Raw genomic sequence first — 15420 nt, 5'->3', positions numbered from 1 at the left:
CGGCTCGACACGATCAATCTTGGTGAGAGCCACCAGGGCACGCGGAATGCCCAGCAGCTCGACAATCGCCAAGTGCTCGCGGGTCTGCGGCATCACGCCGTCATCGGCGGCCACCACCAGCAACACCCGATCAATGCCGCTGGCACCGGCCAGCATGTTGTGGATGAAGCGCTCGTGGCCCGGTACATCGATGAAACCCAGCGGCTCGTCCAGCCCGAGCTCCAGGTACTGGTAGCCGAGGTCGATGGTCATGCCGCGCTCGCGCTCCTCGCGGCGGCGGTCGCCGGCCTGGCCGGTGAGGGCCTGCAGCAGCATGGTCTTGCCGTGGTCGATATGGCCGGCGGTCCCGATGATCATTCGCGCAGCAATGGCCACTGGGCCAGGAAGGCCGGTTCGTCATCCAGCTGCCGCAGGTCCAGCCACAGGGCGTCGTCGTCGATGCGCCCGAGCACCGGAATCGGCAGGCCGCGCAGGGTCTCCTCCAGCTGGCGCAGGGCGCGGCTCCTCAGGCGGCGCGGCTGTTGCGGCGTGAAGCGCAGCGCCGCGCTAGGCAGCCGTGCCACCGGCTGGGCACCGCTGCCGATCATGCCCAGGGCGTCCACCGCCTCCAGTTGCCAGTCGGCCGGCAGTGCGTCGCTCAGCGTCGGCAGCAGGCGCAAGGCCTGGGCGCGGATCTCCGCCTGCGGGCGGGTGAGCAGGCGCAGCGTGGGCAACCGCTCGGCCAGCCGCTCCGGGTCGCGGTACAGACGCAACACCGCTTCCAGGGCGGCGAGGGTCAGCTTGTCGACGCGCAGGGCGCGTTTGAGCGGATTCTTCTTCAGGCGCTGGATCAGCTCGCGCCGGCCGACGATGAGCCCGGCCTGGGGGCCGCCGAGCAGCTTGTCGCCGCTGAAAGTCACCAGCCCGGCGCCGTCGGCCAGCGCCTGGCGCACCGTGGGCTCCTGGGGCAGACCCCAGCGCGACAGGTCCAGCAGGCTGCCGCTGCCCAGGTCCTCCAGCAGCGGCAGGCCGTGCCGGGCGGCAATGCGCGCCAACTGGTCGGTCGGCACGCTGGCGGTGAAGCCCTGCACGCTGTAGTTGCTGGTGTGCACGCGCATCAGCAGCGCACTGCGCGGGCCGATGGCAGCCTCGTAGTCGCGCGCATGGGTGCGGTTGGTGGTGCCCACCTCGACCAGCTTCACGCCGGCGCGGGCCATGATGTCGGGGATGCGGAAGGCGCCGCCGATCTCGATCAGTTCGCCCCGCGAGATGATGCCTTCCTTGCGCGCGCCCAGGCTGTTGAGCGCCAGCAGCACGGCGGCGGCGTTGTTGTTGACCACGGTGACCGCCTCGGCGCCGGTCAGCTCGCACAGGAGTTCCTCGACCAGCGCGTCGCGATCACCGCGCCGGCCGCTGGCCAGGTCGAATTCCAGGTTGCCCGGATGACGGGCCGCCAGCGCCACCGCCTCGATGGCCTCCTCGGGCAGCAACGCCCGCCCCAGGTTGGTGTGCAGCACCGTGCCGGTCAGGTTGAACACCCGGCGCAATTGGCTGCGTTCCCGACTGGCCAGCCGCTCGCCGACGCGGCCGGCCAGCACGGCGGCCTCCAGCTCCACGGCGGACAAGCGGCCCTGCAGGACGGGTTCGCGCAGCTCGTCCAGCAGCTCGCGCAGGCTGTGCAGCAGCGCCGCGCGCCCGTGCCGCTCCTGCAGCGGAGCCATGGCCGGCGCCTGCAGCAGACGCTCCACCGAGGGCAGGCGCACCGCCTCGTTCATCCCTCGCCTCCCGGCGCCAGCAGCAGGTTGGGCGCCAGGCGGTGAAAGCCCTGCTCGTTCATCAGCATGTCCAGCTCCAGGCTGGCCAGGTCGGCGGACAGGCATTCCCCATCGGAGCGGCGCTCCAGGTAGAGCAGCTTGAGGTAGCCATGGCAGCTCGGGCAGGCCTCGGCTTGCACATCGCCGGGCGTGCCGTCGCGGCGCACGTAGTCCAGCTCGCGGGTGGACAGGCACTGGCTGCACTTGAGGCGCACGAAGTGCCACTGCGCCGAACACAGCGAGCAGACCAGGTAACGCAGGCCGTTGAACACGCCCCGGTGGCGGATTACCCCGGCCATGGGCGGCGCGCCGCAGCACGGGCAATGGGTCAGCTCGCCCGGCTCGGGCAGAGCTTCGAGGCGCTCGCGCAGACCGAGCAGCCAGTGGGTCCAGGCCAGCTGCAGACCGGCGCCGAGAAACGGCACCAGCGCCGCCGGCAGGCCTTCGTACTGGCCGGCCAGCAGCGCCACCGCCCAGGCCTTGCGCTGCGACTCGTCGGCGCGGTGCAGGCGCGCCAGCGCGGCGCGCACCGTGGGGTTGTCCGCGGTGTAGAAGATGTCCAGCCAGGCATCCAGCAGCGGCTGCCAGCCCCCCTCACGCACCAGGGTATCGACCGACAGCGGCGGCAGCCCGTGGCGCAGGGATTCCTGGATGCGCCGTTCGCTCAGCGCCGGCAGGGCGGGCGGCTGGTCGAGGACCTGCTGCTGGGCCCGGCAGACGCCGGCCAGCAGGCGCAGGTATTCGCCCAGCGGGTGATCGGTGGCCAGTGTGTCGAACTGCGCGGCACGCAGCGCGAAAAGGTCATGGGGCGGCAGCTGGATGAACGGCGGCCGTTCGGCCGCCGCCTCGATCTGCCCCGGTTCGAGAAGTTTCCCTGTCACACGACTGTCCTTTTCCGGGTTGGCGCATTCAGCCTAGCTGCGCGGCGGGCGATGCACGGTGCGTGTCGTCGGCGTTTCCTCGCCGGTGAGGTGCCGATACCAGAGGTAATGGTGCTTGCGCGCCCAGGCGCGACTGACGGTGCCGAACAGCATGGCGTCCATCGAGCCTTTCACCCAGATACCGGCATACACGTGCACGATGATGCTCATCACCAGCAGCCAGCCGGCCGCCGCATGAATCACGCTGGCCAGGCGCAGGCTGGTGAGGTCGAACAGGTGACTGAACCAGGCGCGCCAGATGACCAGGCCGCTGAGCAGCAGCACCAGCATGAGCACGATCAGCACCCAGAACAGCAGCTTCTGGCCGGCGTTGTAGCGACCCACCTCCGGCAGGCGCTCCTCGCGGTTGGCCACCACGTCGTTCATCTGCCTGAGCCATTGCCAGTCGCGCCGCTCCATGCCGTTGTGGCGGGCGAAGCGGATGACCAGGAACAGGAAGAACAAGAACATGGCCACGCCGAACCAAGGGTGCAGGATGCGCGTCCAGGTCCCGCCGCCGAACAGGCCGGACAAGCCGAACAGCCACGGGTGGAACAGCGCCAGCCCGGACAGGCCGGCGGCCAGGAACAACAGCGCCACCAGCCAGTGGTTGACGCGCTGACCGGCGGTGTAGCGAACGATGGGTCTGCTGCGGATCATCTCGGGGTTCCTCCGCTTCGCGGGTCGCGGGGATCGACCTGGTGCACACCGGGGTCGACCTGGTGCACTACAGGCTCGCCAGAAGGCGGCAGCGGATCGCCTGCCTCGGGGTCGTAGTCCTCCTCGACGCGGTTCGGGCCGATGCCCACGTAGTGGAAGAAACCACCGAGCACCGCCGCGCCCATGGCCAGCAGCGCCAGCGGCTTGGTGACGCCCTTCCACAGGCTGACCAGCGGACTGATGGTCGGGTCCTGGGCCAGACCGCTGTACAGCTGCGGCTGGTCGGCGTGGTGCAGCACATACATCACGTGGGTTCCCCCAACACCGGCCGGATCGTACAGCCCGGCCTGCTCGAAGCCGCGCTCCTTGAGGTCGGCGATGCGTCCGGCGGCGTGGTTGCGCATGTCGTCCTTGCTGCCGAAGACGATGGCGCCGGTCGGGCAGGTCTTCACACAGGCCGGCTCCAGGCCCACCGCCACGCGGTCGGAACACAGGGTGCACTTGTAGGCCTTCTTGTCCTTGGCGGACAGCCGCGGGATGTTGAACGGGCAGCCGGTGATGCAGTAGCCGCAGCCGATGCAGTGGTCCTGGTTGAAGTCGACGATGCCGTTGGCGTACTTCACGATCGCGCCGGGGCTCGGGCAGGCCTTCAGGCAGCCCGGCTCGGCGCAGTGCATGCAGCCGTCCTTGCGGATCAGCCATTCCAGGTTGCCCGAGTCCGGGTTCTCGTACTCGGCGAAGCGCATCAGCGTCCAGGACTCGGCGGTCAGGTCCATGGGGTTGTCGTAGATGCCGTGGTTCTCGCCCACCTCGTCACGCAGGTCGTTCCACTCCGAGCACGCTACCTGGCAGGCCTTGCAGCCGATGCACTTGGAGGTGTCGATCAGCTTGGCCACCTCCATCGTGTCGCGCACCGAGGGCGGTTGCGTGGTGGTGGCGGAGCGGGCAATCAGGTCTTGGGTCGCCATGTCATGCCTTCTCCACGTTGACCAGGAAGGACTTGAACTCCGGGGTCTGGGTGTTGCCGTCGCCCACGAACGGAGTCAGCGTGTTGGTGATGAAGCCGTTCTTGGCCAGTCCCGAGAAGCCCCAGTGCAGCGGGATGCCCACGTGGTGCACCGTGCGCCCGTCCACGGTGAGCGGGCGGATGCGCTTGGTGACTACCGCCACCGCCTTGATGTAGCCGCGGTTGGACGACACCTTCACGCGGTCGCCGGCGGCGATGCCCAGCTCGCTGGCCAATGCCTCGCCGATTTCCACGAACTGCTCCGGCTGGGTGATCGCATTCAGCCGGCAGTGCTTGGTCCAGAAATGGAAATGCTCGGTGAGGCGGTAGGTGGTGGCCGCGTAGGGAAATTCCTCGGCGGTGCCGAACAGCTCCATGTCGTTCTTGAACACCCGCGCCGCCGGGTTGCTGCGCGCCAAGGGGTTGTCCGGGTGCAACGGGTTGCGGCCGATGGGCGTCTCGAACGGCTCGTAGTGCTCGGGGAACGGGCCCTCGGCCATCATGTCCACGGCGAAGAAGCGCGCCGTGCCCTCGGGGGTCATGATGAACGGGCTCATGCCCTCCTCCGGCGGCGAGTCGAGCTTGAAGTCGGGGACGTCCGTGCCGGCCCAGCGCGTGCCGTTCCACCACACCAGGCGCTTCTTCACCGGATCCCAGGGCTGGCCGTCCGGCCGCGCCGAGGCGCGGTTGTAGAGAATCCGCCGGTTGGCCGGCCACGCCCAGGCCCAGCCCAGGGTCTGGCCCATGCCGAAGGGGTCGGCGTTGTCGCGCCGCGCCATCTGGTTGCCCTGCTGGGTCCAGGAGCCGGACCAGATCCAGCAGCCGCAGGCCGTGGAACCGTCGGCGCGCAACTGGCCGAAGCCGGCCAGCTGTTCGCCGGCACGCACCTCGACCGCGCCGGTGTTCGGGTCCGTCAGGTTGGTCAGCGCCTTGCCGCTGTACTCCATGGCGATTTCTTCGGCGCTGGGCTCGTCGGGGCGCGCGTAGTTCCAGTGCAGGCCGAGGATCGGATCGGGGAACACGCCGCCCTCGCTCAGGTACAGCTCGCGCAGCCGGTGATACAGGCCGGCCATGATGTGCACGTCGGTGCGCGCCAGCCCTGGCGGGTCACCGGCCTTCCAGTGCCATTGCAGCCAGCGACCACTGTTGACCAGCGCGCCATTCTCCTCGGCGAAGCAGGTGGTGGGCAGGCGGAACACCGTGGTCTGGATGGCGGCGGTGTCCACATCGTTGTGCTCGCCGGCGTTGCGCCAGAACTCGGCCGTCTCGGTCTGCAGGGGGTCCATGACCACCAGGTACTTCAGCCGCGACAGCGCGGCGCTGACCTTGGCCTTGTTGGGGAACGAGCCGATGGGATTGAAGCCCTGGCAGAAGTACCCGTTGATCTGCCCCTCGTACATCATGTCGAACACTTTCAGCACGTCGTAGCCGGGGATATCCAGCTTCGGCAGCCAGTCGTAGGCCCAGTTGTTTTCCACCGTGGCGTTGGGTCCGAACCAGGCCTTCATCAGGCTGACGTGGAAGCGCTCGTAGTACTGCCAGTAGGACAGCTGGTTGGGCCGCAGCGGCCGCGGCGCCCGCCCGGCGATGTAGGCGGCGTAGTCCTGCTCGGTGTCCCGGGGCAGGGTCAGGTAGCCGGGCAGCAGGTTGGAGAGCAGGCCCAGGTCGGTGAGTCCCTGGATGTTGGAGTGACCACGCAGGGCGTTCATGCCGCCGCCCGGCATGCCGATGTTGCCCAGCAGCAGCTGCACCATGGCGCCGCAGCGGATCATCTGCGAGCCCACGGTGTGCTGGGTCCAGCCCAGGGCGTACATGATGGTCATGACCTTGCCGGGCGCCGAGGTTTCCGCCACGGCCTCCCAGACCTTGAGCATCAGGTCCTGCGGCGTGCCGCAGATGCTGCTGACCAGTTCCGGCGTGTAGCGGCTGTAGTGGGCGCGCAGCAGCTGGTAGACGCAGCGCGGATGGCTGAGCGTCGGGTCGGTCAGCGCGTAGCCGTCCGGGCCGATTTCGTAGTTCCAGGTCGACTTGTCCGGATAGCCGCGTCGCTCGGCGTCGTAGCCGTCGAACAGGCCGTTCTCGAAGCCGAAGCCCTCGCGCACGATCAGCGGCAGGTCGGTGTAGTTGCGCACGTACTCGTGCTGGATCTTGTCGTTCTCCAGCAGGTAGTTGATCAACCCGCCCAGGAAGGCGATGTCGGTGCCGGTGCGGATCGGTGCGTACAGGTCGGCCACCGAGGCCGAGCGGTTGAAGCGCGGGTCGACCACGATCAGCCGGGCCTTGTTGTGAGCCTTGGCTTCGGTCACCCACTTGAAGCCGCACGGGTGGGCTTCGGCGGCGTTGCCGCCCATGATCAGGATCAGATCGGCATTCTGGATGTCACTCCAGTGGTTCGTCATGGCACCGCGGCCAAACGTCGGGGCAAGACCTGCCACCGTCGGGCCGTGTCAGACACGCGCCTGGTTATCGAACCCCAGCATGCCGAGGGCGCGCACCACCTTGTGGGTGATGTAGCCGGACTCGTTGGACGACGCCGAGGCCGCCAGGAAGCCGGTGCTCAGCCAGCGGTTGACGGTCTGCCCCTGTTCGTTGCGCTCGATGAAGTTGGCGTCGCGATCGTCCTTCATCAGCCGGGCGATGCGATCCAGGGCGTCGTCCCAGCTGATTGGTGTCCACGTGTCGCTGCCGGGCTCGCGCACCTCCGGCTGGGTCAGGCGGTGCGGGCTGTGGACGAAGTCCAGCAGGCCGGCGCCCTTCGGGCACAGGGTGCCGCGATTGACCGGATGATCCGAGTCACCCTCGATGTGGATGATTTCCTGGCTGACGTTCTTGCCACCACTGCCCTGGCTGTACAGGATCAGCCCGCAGCCGACCGAGCAGTACGGGCAGGTGTTGCGGGTTTCCCGGGTGTGGGCGAGTTTGAAGTGGCGAATCGATTCGGCGTAGGCGGGTGGCGGAGCCATGCCCAGCGCCGCCAGGCTGGACGCCCCAAGGCCGACACCGCAGACCTTGAAGAACTGCCGACGGTTCATGTCCATCACGCATCTCCTGCTCAGGCTGGCCGGTCCCTGCGGTCGTGCGGTGCCGCAGGCTGTGCCGGCAGGCGCGACCTCTGCCAAGGTCGTCACCTCTGGTTAAACAGTAGCCAATGCCGGCCAGTTGGCAATCGACCAGCCCGACGGCCATCCCCACAGGCTCGCAAAGTCACGCCGAGAGCCCCTACACTGCGCGTCCATTCAACGGAAGGTCGATGCGATGCGGGTAGAAGGCTTTTTCGAAAGCATGGGCGAGGCGCTGGGCACCCTGCTGCGCTGGATCATCGATGGCCTGTATGGGCTGTTCGAGGCGATCGCCGATGCCGGCCGCGGCTTTCTCAACGGCTTGGCCAGCGCCCTGGGCATGGACGCCTCGCTGCTCAGCCTGGCGGCGCTGGTCGTCGGCCTGCTGATCCTGGTGTCGGCAGTGCGCGCCCTGCTGCGCCGCGCCTTCATTTCCGGCGTGCTGCTGTTGCTGCTGGGCCTGTGGCTGCTCAGCCTGTTCATTCACTGAACAGCCGATTGGGCAGCCTCACACGCTTCGAGTAAACTGCGCCGTCTTTTACCCCGATGAAACGATCAGTCTGATGCCCAAGACGTTCCATGAAATCCCCCGCCAGCGTCCCGCCACGCCCCTGCTCGACCGCGCCGCAACGCCCGTCGAGCTGCGCCGTCTGAGCGAAGCGGAACTGGAACAACTGGCCGACGAACTGCGCCAGGAGCTGCTCTACAGTGTCGGGCAGACCGGCGGCCACTTCGGCGCCGGGCTCGGCGTGATCGAGCTGACCATTGCCCTGCACTACATCTTCGACACCCCGGATGACCGGCTGGTGTGGGACGTGGGCCATCAGGCGTATCCGCACAAGATCCTGACCGGTCGTCGCCAGCGCATGGGCACCCTGCGCCAGAAGGACGGCCTGGCCGCCTTCCCGCGCCGCAGCGAGAGCGAGTACGACACCTTCGGCGTCGGTCACTCCAGCACCAGCATCGGCGCGGCGCTGGGCATGGCCATCGCCAACCGCCTGCGCGGCGAGAAGCGCAAGGCCATCGCGGTGATCGGCGATGGCGCGCTGACCGCCGGCATGGCCTTCGAGGCGCTCAACCACGCCCCGGAAGTCGGCGCCGACATGCTGGTGGTGCTCAACGACAACGACATGTCGATCTCGCGCAACGTCGGCGGCATGTCCAACTACCTGGCCAAGATCCTTTCCAGCCGTACCTACGCCTCCATGCGCGAGGGCAGCAAGAAGGTGCTGTCGCGCCTGCCCGGCGCCTGGGAAATCGCCCGCCGCACCGAGGAATACGCCAAGGGCATGCTGGTGCCCGGCACCCTGTTCGAGGAACTGGGCTGGAACTACATCGGCCCCATCGACGGCCACGACCTGCCGACCCTGATTGCCACCCTGCGCAACATGCGCGACCTGTCCGGGCCGCAGTTCCTGCACGTGGTGACCAAGAAGGGCAAGGGCTTCGCCCCGGCCGAGCTGGACCCGATCGCCTGGCACGCCATCAACAAGCTGGAAGACGCACCCAAGGCCCCGAAGAAGCCGGCCGGCCCGCGCTATTCCAACGTGTTCGGCCAGTGGCTGTGCGACATGGCCGCCCAGGACGCGCGCCTGCTGGGCATCACCCCGGCCATGAAGGAAGGTTCCGACCTGGTGGCCTTCAGCGAACGCTTCCCGGACCGCTACTTCGACGTGGCCATCGCCGAGCAGCATGCCGTGACCCTCGCCGCCGGCATGGCCTGCGAAGGCGCCAAGCCGGTGGTGGCGATCTACTCCACCTTCCTGCAGCGCGCCTACGACCAGCTGATTCACGACGTGGCGGTGCAGGACCTCGATGTGCTGTTCGCCATCGACCGCGCCGGCCTGGTCGGCGAGGACGGCCCGACTCACGCCGGCAGCTTCGACCTCTCCTACCTGCGCTGCATCCCCGGCATGGTGGTCATGACCCCCAGCGACGAGAACGAGTTGCGCCGCATGCTGACCACCGGCTTCCTGCACAACGGGCCGGCCGCCGTGCGCTACCCGCGCGGCACCGGCCCGAACGCGCCGCTGGAGCCGGGCCTGCAGCCACTGGACATCGGCAAGGGCGTGATCCGTCGCCAGGGCCGGCGCGTCGCCCTGCTGGCCTTCGGCGTGCAGCTGGCCGAAGCCTTGAAGGTCGGCGAAACCCTGGACGCCACCGTGGTCGACATGCGTTTCGTCAAGCCGCTGGACGAGGCCCTGGTGCGCCAGCTGGCGGCCGAGCATGAGCTGCTGGTGACCATCGAGGAAAACAGCATCATGGGCGGCGCCGGCAGCGCGGTCAGCGAGTTCCTGGCCAGCGAGGCCATCGTCAAGCCGCTGCTGCACCTGGGCCTGCCCGACCGCTACGTCGAGCACGCCAAGCCCGCCGAGATGCTCGCCGAGTGCGGGCTGGACGAGGCGGGGATCGAAGCGGCGGTGCGCAAGCGGCTGAACAGCCTGTAGGGCGGACAACGCTGTTTTGTCCGCCGGACACGGCTTCGGTTGTGAACCATCGGCGGACAGGAAAGCGCTGTCCGCCCTACATCCGCTCGGTGCAGCTGTAGGGCGGACAACGTTGTTTTGTCCGCCGAACGCGGCTTCGGTCGGGAACCATCGGCGGACAGGAAGGCACTGTCCGCGCTACGCCCCTAGCCCCCCTGATGCTTGTCCCGCCCCGCTGCCGGCAGTAAGGTTCCGGCGGCCCCCTTTTTCATTCCTTCCGCACCGACCCGCTCGGTGCTATCGAGCGCCTTGATGTCTTCCCTGCCCTGCTTCAACCTTTCCGCCCCCGACACCGCCATCCTTCCGGCCCTGCGCCACAAGATCGATCGCAAGACCAAGCCCCTCGGCGCCCTTGGCCAGCTGGAGGCCCTGGCCCTGCAGATCGGCTGGGTACAGCAGACCCTCAGCCCCGAGCTGAACCGCCCGAGCCTGACCATCTTCGCCGCCGACCACGGCCTGGCCCAGTCCGGCGTCAGCGCCTATCCGGCCGAAGTCACCCCGCAGATGGTGTACAACTTCCTGGCCGGCGGCGCCGCCACCAACAGCTTCGCGCGCCAGCATGGCTTCGCCTTCCAGGTGGTGGATGCCGGGGTGAACCACGACTTCCCCGCCGACCTGCCGCTGCGCCACGAGAAAATCGCCCACGGTACCGCCAACTGCCTCGAAGGCCCGGCCATGAGCCGCGAGCAGGCGCTGCGCTGCCTGGAAACCGGCCGACGCATCGCCCACGAGGAAGTCGCCCTGGGTAGCAACGTGCTGGCCTTCGGCGAGATGGGTATCGGCAACACCTCCGCCGCCACGCTGCTCAGCCACCTGCTGGCCGACCTGCCGATCGCCGCCTGCACCGGACGCGGCACCGGCCTGGACGACGCCGGCCTGGCGCGCAAGGTCGCCACCCTGCAGGCGGTGGCCGAGCGCGTCGGCCCCGGCCCGCACGACGCCCTGAATGCTCTTGCCGAAGTCGGCGGCTTCGAGGTGGCGATGATGACCGGCGCCATGCTGGGCAGCGCCGAGAAGGGTGCGCTGATCCTGGTCGACGGCTTCATCGCCACCGCCGCGCTGCTGGCCGCCATGCAGATCGCGCCGGCGGTGCGCGACTACGCGGTATTTGGCCACCGCTCCCAGGAAGGCGGCCATCCGCTGTTGCTGGCGCACCTCAAGGCCACGCCCCTGCTGCAGCTGGACCTGCGCCTGGGCGAAGGCAGCGGTGCGGTGCTGGCGTGGCCGCTGTTGCAGGCCGCCTGCGGCTTCCTCAACGAGATGGCCTCGTTCGAATCCGCCGGCGTCTCCGACCGATGAGCGAGCGTTCCGCCCTGCGCCGGGAGACCGACCGTTTCCTGTTGTCCCTGCAGTTCTTCACCCGCGTGCCGATCCCCGCGCGGGTGCCCTATTCCGAGGACGAGCTGAACAGGGCGGCGGTCTATTTCCCGCTGATCGGCACGCTGATCGGCGCGGCCTGCGCGCTGGTCTACTGGGGCGCCAGTTTCCTGTGGGACGCGCCGATTGCCATCTTCCTGAGCATGGTATTCGGCCTGCTGCTCACCGGCTGCTTCCACGAGGACGGCCTGGCCGACTGCATGGACGGCATGGGCGGCGGCTGGGACCGCGAGCGCATCCTCGCCATCATGCAGGACTCGCGGCTGGGCACTTACGGCGCCGCTACCCTGCTCGCGGCGCTGGGCGGCAAGTTCCTGCTGCTGGTCTCGCTGCCCGCCGCGCTGGTGATTCCGCTGCTGATCCTCGCCCACGCCGTCAGCCGCCTGAACGCGGCGACCATGATGCTCACCGAGTCCTACGCCCGCCCGGAAGGCAAGGCCAAGCCGCTGGCGGTGCGCATCTCGCTGCTCGGCCTGCTGATCGCCGCCGCGCTGGCCCTGGCGCCGTTCCTGTGGATCGAACTGCCGCCCCTGCTGTGGCTGGCGGTGCTGCCGCTGATTCCCCTGCGCCTGTGGTTCGCCCGCTGGCTGCGCAAGTGGATCGGCGGGTTCACCGGCGACTGCCTGGGCGCACTGCAACAATTGAGCGAGCTGACCTTCCTGCTCGGGGCGTTGGCGCTGTGCCGCTTTATCTGATCCGCCACACCCGCGTCGGCTGCGCGCCGGGGCTGTGCTACGGCCAGCTGGATGTGCCGCTGGCCGACAGCTTTGCCGCCGAGGCGCAGGCGATACGGGAAACCCTGGCGCGGCAGTTTCCAGGCGGCCCGCCGCCGGTGTGGAGCAGCCCCAGCCAGCGCTGCCGCGCCCTGGCCGACGCCCTGGGCTCCCCCTACCGCATCGACGCCCGGCTGATGGAGCTGAACTTCGGCGCCTGGGAAGGGCGTACCTGGGCGGAACTGGACTCGCCGGAAGCACGCCACTGGGGCGACCACTGGCAACGCGCGGCGCCACCCGGCGGCGAACCCCTCCCCGAGCTGCTGGCGCGGCTGCGGCAGTTCCTCGCCGAGCTGGGAAGCGGCGATGCCCTGCTGATCACCCACGCCGGGCCGATCCGCGCGCTGCATCATCTGCTGCTCGGCGAGTCACTGGAGCAGGCCTTTCGCCAGCCAGTGGGCCATGGCGAGCTGATACGGCTGGACCCAGCCACTTGATGGAAGAGCGGGGCAAGCATCGTCACGGGCTCGACGCCGCCGGCCGGGATAAACCCGGCCCCACAGCCCCACGGGCCGCGCCGCCTGGTGAGCCGGGTGTGAACCCGTGGGGCCGGCTTCATGCCGGCCGACGCAGGTGAGAGCGACACCCGCTCCAGGCCCAGGCACCCCTCGCCCTTAACGCCGATCATTGCTTCCCCACGCGCCGCCCGTTATGGTGCCCGCGTTTTTCTTGTCGGTGCGCAAGTGTTTTTGCGTTAAACGGGAAGCCGGTGGCGCTCTTTTGTGAGCCATCCCGGCACTGCCCCCGCAACGGTGAATGCCCGCCCTCTCGGGCGGCGACTCCAACAGCCACTGGGATCATTCCTGGGAAGGCGGAGTCGTCAGGGTCATGAGTCCGGAGACCGGCCGACGAGAAGCGACTGGTGTTGCGGAGGGCGGCACCGTCAAGCGCCGTCTCCGTATTCCGCGCTTGTGTTCCTGCCCTCCTCAAAAGGATCGATCTTTTGAGGACTCTCGAATGAAGTTTTCCCGTCTGGCCCTGGCGATTGCCCTGGCCTCCCCGGCGGTATTCGCCGCCAATGAAACGCCGCGCTTTGATGAGCAGTTGAAACTGCCGGAGGTGGTAGTGACGGCCTCGCGTACGGCCGAAAGCAAAGGCGACACCTACAGCGCCGTAACCGTGTTTACCCGCGACGACATTGACCGCCTGCAGCCCAGCACCGTGGCCGATCTGCTGCGTCGTACCCCGGGCGTGCAGATCAAGCAGGATGGCGGCCGGGGCTCGACCACCGGCATTTTCATTCGCGGCACCAAGACGGCGCAGACGCTGGTGTTGATCGATGGGCAACGGGTGAACAGCCCCGACGGCGGTAGCGCCCCGCTCAGCCTGTTGAGTGTTGATCAGATCGAGCGAATTGAAGTCTTGCGCGGCCCTCGCTCGGCCATCTACGGCTCCGATGCCATTGGCGGCGTCATCCAGATTTTCACCCGCCGCGCTGAAGGCCAGGGGCTTAAGCCGCGAGTTCGCGTGGCTTATGGCTCCCATGACACCTGGGAGCAATCCGCCGGGCTTTCCGGAGGCAACGCAGCCACTCGCTTCAGCCTCAGCCTCAGCCATGAAAAGAGCAACGGCTTCAGCCGCGCCGATACTTCGACGGGCACGGATGCCGATGCCGATGGCTTCGAAAACACGGCTGTCGCCTTGAACTTGAATCACCGTTTCAACGAACACACCGAGGCGGGCTTCAACTTCAATCAGGCCGAGGGGGACTCCGAGTACGACGCCTTCGGCTGGGGCGTGCATCCCTACGAAGAATTCAACCATCGCTTTGCCTCCGCATATCTCGACAGCCGGGTTTCCTCCAACTGGAACACCCGCCTGGAAGTTGGGTACTCGGAGAGTGACGTAGGGCATCTGGATAAACTCGCGCCAGCGAATAACAGCCACAGCAACATTGAGCGGGAAAGCCTGGCCTGGATCAATCAGGTAGAGGTCGCCCCGAGGCACCGGCTGACTCTCGGCGCGGACTGGTATCGCGACCACGTCAAAACATCCAGCGAGTACGCGGAAGACTCGCGCTACAACGCTGCGGCCTTCATCCAGTACGCCTTTTCCGGTGAACGGTTTGGTGGCGAGCTCGGCGTCCGCCATGACGACAACGAAATGTTCTCCAGCGAGAACACCTGGAACGCCGCGCTCAAGCTGCCGGTCCACGACAGCCACACCTTGAGCTTGTCCTATGGCGAAGGGTTTCGCGCGCCGACCTTTACGGACCTCTACTATCCATTCGCCAGCAACCCCAACCTCGAGGCCGAAACCTCGAAAACGTACGAGCTGCGCTGGCTCGCCGAGGTTGGCAACGCCATAGAGTTCGAAGCCGCCCTGTATCGGACCGACCTGAGGGATGCCATCGTTTGGGACAACACGGTCTTTATGCCCCGAAACGTTCAGGAGGCCCGGTTGACCGGCCTGGAGCTTTCGTTGAAGGCCGAGGTTCTGGGCTGGCACAATCAGATCAGCGCCAGTCTGCTGAAGCCGGAGGACCGCACCAGCGGCAACGACCTGCAGTACCGTGCCCGCAGGACAATGAGCTGGGATGTCGACCGGCGATTTGGCGTTTTCACCGCCGGCGCAACCTGGAAGGCCGTGGGCCGGGCCTACGACGATGCAGCCAATACCCGGGGGGTTCCGGGGCACGGAACCCTGGGCCTGCGGGCCTCCTGGCGCGCCACCCCCGAGCTTGAGGTCGCGCTCAAGGCGGACAATCTCTTCGACAAGTCTTACTACAACGCCATCGGATACCAGGAGGACGGCCGCTCCACGCAACTGGCCTTCACCTGGACCCCCTCCCTGTAACCCCCTAGCGGTTGCCGGCACGCCGGCAACCCGCCATATTCCGCGGGCGCCGCCGATGCGGTGCGTCCCCCCTGATTCGACGAGGCGGTATTTCTTGCTGCGAGCCCTGTTCCTGCCCCTGCTCCTGTCGCTTGCCCTGCCGGCACAGGCGGGCGACGCGCCGCAGCGTGTCCTCTCCCTCGACCTGTGCCTGGACTGGATGGTCGTCCATTACCTACCGCCGACCCGCGTGGCGGCCCTGTCGCCCATGCAGCAGCGCTACCCCATCGCCTGGATCGGCCCGCAGTGGCCGACCCACGACGGCAGCCTCGAACAGATCTACGCGCTGCAACCGGACCGGGTAGTGGTCGGGCAGTTCACCAATACCCTGTTGCGCCAGCGGCTGCAGGCGCTCGGCCTGTCGGTGGAGGTGCTGCCGCTGCCGACGACGCTGGCGCAGGTGGCGGCCTATGAGCGGCAGTTCCTGCGCGCCGTTCAGCTACCCGAAACCCTGGCCAGTGCGCCACCCGCGGCGCTGCCGGCGCCGGCTCGCCCGCAGCGTCTGCTGCTG

Annotated in this window: 12 protein-coding genes, 1 pseudogene and 1 riboswitch; of the genes and pseudogenes, 7 read left to right on the top strand and 6 right to left on the bottom strand. The window is 67.9% G+C overall.

Going from position 1 to position 15420, the window contains the following annotated elements; all coding sequences use genetic code 11:
* From AS93_RS0106345 to fdnG, 6 genes are all read right to left on the bottom strand, one after another.
* Positions 1-357, bottom strand: a 357-nt coding sequence (locus AS93_RS0106345) for a GTP-binding protein (RefSeq protein WP_027589828.1), incomplete at its 3' end; no start/stop codon positions are given.
* The gene (selA, locus tag AS93_RS0106340; protein WP_037008642.1) at positions 354-1754 is read right to left on the bottom strand and encodes an L-seryl-tRNA(Sec) selenium transferase; all 1401 of its coding nucleotides are present in this window, start codon (positions 1752-1754) and stop codon (positions 354-356) included. The genes selA and AS93_RS0106345, both read right to left, overlap by 4 nt.
* A complete protein-coding gene (gene fdhE / locus AS93_RS0106335) occupies positions 1751-2674 on the bottom strand; it encodes a formate dehydrogenase accessory protein FdhE (protein ID WP_027589826.1) in 924 nt (307 codons plus the stop codon). Before fdhE ends, selA begins: the two co-directional genes overlap by 4 nt.
* A 33-nt stretch (positions 2675-2707) precedes the next feature.
* Complete coding sequence (locus tag AS93_RS18850) at positions 2708-3373, bottom strand: formate dehydrogenase subunit gamma (RefSeq protein ID WP_051587359.1); 666 nt, start codon at positions 3371-3373, stop codon at positions 2708-2710.
* The gene (gene fdxH / locus AS93_RS0106325; RefSeq protein ID WP_027589825.1) at positions 3370-4341 is read right to left on the bottom strand and encodes a formate dehydrogenase subunit beta; all 972 of its coding nucleotides are present in this window, start codon (positions 4339-4341) and stop codon (positions 3370-3372) included. The genes AS93_RS18850 and fdxH overlap by 4 nt, the downstream gene beginning before the upstream one ends.
* Position 4342: 1 nt before the next feature.
* Positions 4343-7417, bottom strand: a complete 3075-nt coding sequence (gene fdnG, locus AS93_RS0106320) for a formate dehydrogenase-N subunit alpha (protein WP_139326753.1) — start codon at positions 7415-7417, stop codon at positions 4343-4345.
* 217 nt (positions 7418-7634) lie between these two features.
* On the opposite strand from fdnG, the gene AS93_RS0106310 reads away from it, so the two are divergent.
* The 7 genes and pseudogenes from AS93_RS0106310 to AS93_RS18845 form a co-directional block, all read left to right on the top strand.
* Positions 7635-7928, top strand: coding sequence for a hypothetical protein (locus AS93_RS0106310; RefSeq protein WP_027589822.1), 294 nt, complete (start codon positions 7635-7637; stop codon positions 7926-7928).
* Positions 7929-8001: 73 nt separating this feature from the next.
* Positions 8002-9885 (top strand): 1-deoxy-D-xylulose-5-phosphate synthase, encoded by a 1884-nt coding sequence (dxs, locus tag AS93_RS0106305; protein WP_027589821.1) that lies wholly within the window; start codon positions 8002-8004, stop codon positions 9883-9885.
* Positions 9886-10176: 291 nt separating this feature from the next.
* Positions 10177-11223, top strand: a complete 1047-nt coding sequence (gene cobT, locus AS93_RS0106300) for a nicotinate-nucleotide--dimethylbenzimidazole phosphoribosyltransferase (protein ID WP_027589820.1) — start codon at positions 10177-10179, stop codon at positions 11221-11223.
* Complete coding sequence (locus AS93_RS0106295) at positions 11220-11996, top strand: adenosylcobinamide-GDP ribazoletransferase (protein ID WP_081798234.1); 777 nt, start codon at positions 11220-11222, stop codon at positions 11994-11996. Before cobT ends, AS93_RS0106295 begins: the two co-directional genes overlap by 4 nt.
* The gene (gene cobC, locus AS93_RS0106290; RefSeq protein ID WP_027589818.1) at positions 11981-12511 is read left to right on the top strand and encodes an alpha-ribazole phosphatase family protein; all 531 of its coding nucleotides are present in this window, start codon (positions 11981-11983) and stop codon (positions 12509-12511) included. Before AS93_RS0106295 ends, cobC begins: the two co-directional genes overlap by 16 nt.
* A 219-nt stretch (positions 12512-12730) precedes the next feature.
* Positions 12731-12939: riboswitch (cobalamin riboswitch) on the top strand.
* A gap of 92 nt (positions 12940-13031) precedes the next feature.
* Positions 13032-14870, top strand: a complete 1839-nt coding sequence (locus AS93_RS0106285; RefSeq protein ID WP_027589817.1) for a TonB-dependent receptor — start codon at positions 13032-13034, stop codon at positions 14868-14870.
* Positions 14871-14964: 94 nt separating this feature from the next.
* Positions 14965-15420 (top strand): annotated as a pseudogene (locus tag AS93_RS18845) (ABC transporter substrate-binding protein); the annotation flags it as partial.

It is taken from the genome of Pseudomonas sp. RL, assembly GCF_000647775.1.
Lineage (GTDB): Bacteria > Pseudomonadota > Gammaproteobacteria > Pseudomonadales > Pseudomonadaceae > Serpens > Serpens flexibilis.
This window is presented reverse-complemented; position numbering and strand designations above follow the sequence as displayed.

What these genes read in the sequence shown, in the direction of transcription:
- AS93_RS18850 (WP_051587359.1), bottom strand. Translation starts at nt 3,373, where the DNA reads ATGATCCGCAGCAGACCCATCGTTCGCTACACCGCCGGTCAGCGCGTC.
- cobT (WP_027589820.1), top strand. Translation starts at nt 10,177, where the DNA reads ATGTCTTCCCTGCCCTGCTTCAACCTTTCCGCCCCCGACACCGCCATC.
- fdxH (WP_027589825.1), bottom strand. Translation starts at nt 4,341, where the DNA reads ATGGCGACCCAAGACCTGATTGCCCGCTCCGCCACCACCACGCAACCG.
- dxs (WP_027589821.1), top strand. Translation starts at nt 8,002, where the DNA reads ATGCCCAAGACGTTCCATGAAATCCCCCGCCAGCGTCCCGCCACGCCC.
- AS93_RS0106310 (WP_027589822.1), top strand. Translation starts at nt 7,635, where the DNA reads ATGCGGGTAGAAGGCTTTTTCGAAAGCATGGGCGAGGCGCTGGGCACC.
- AS93_RS0106285 (WP_027589817.1), top strand. Translation starts at nt 13,032, where the DNA reads ATGAAGTTTTCCCGTCTGGCCCTGGCGATTGCCCTGGCCTCCCCGGCG.
- AS93_RS0106295 (WP_081798234.1), top strand. Translation starts at nt 11,220, where the DNA reads ATGAGCGAGCGTTCCGCCCTGCGCCGGGAGACCGACCGTTTCCTGTTG.
- selA (WP_037008642.1), bottom strand. Translation starts at nt 1,754, where the DNA reads ATGAACGAGGCGGTGCGCCTGCCCTCGGTGGAGCGTCTGCTGCAGGCG.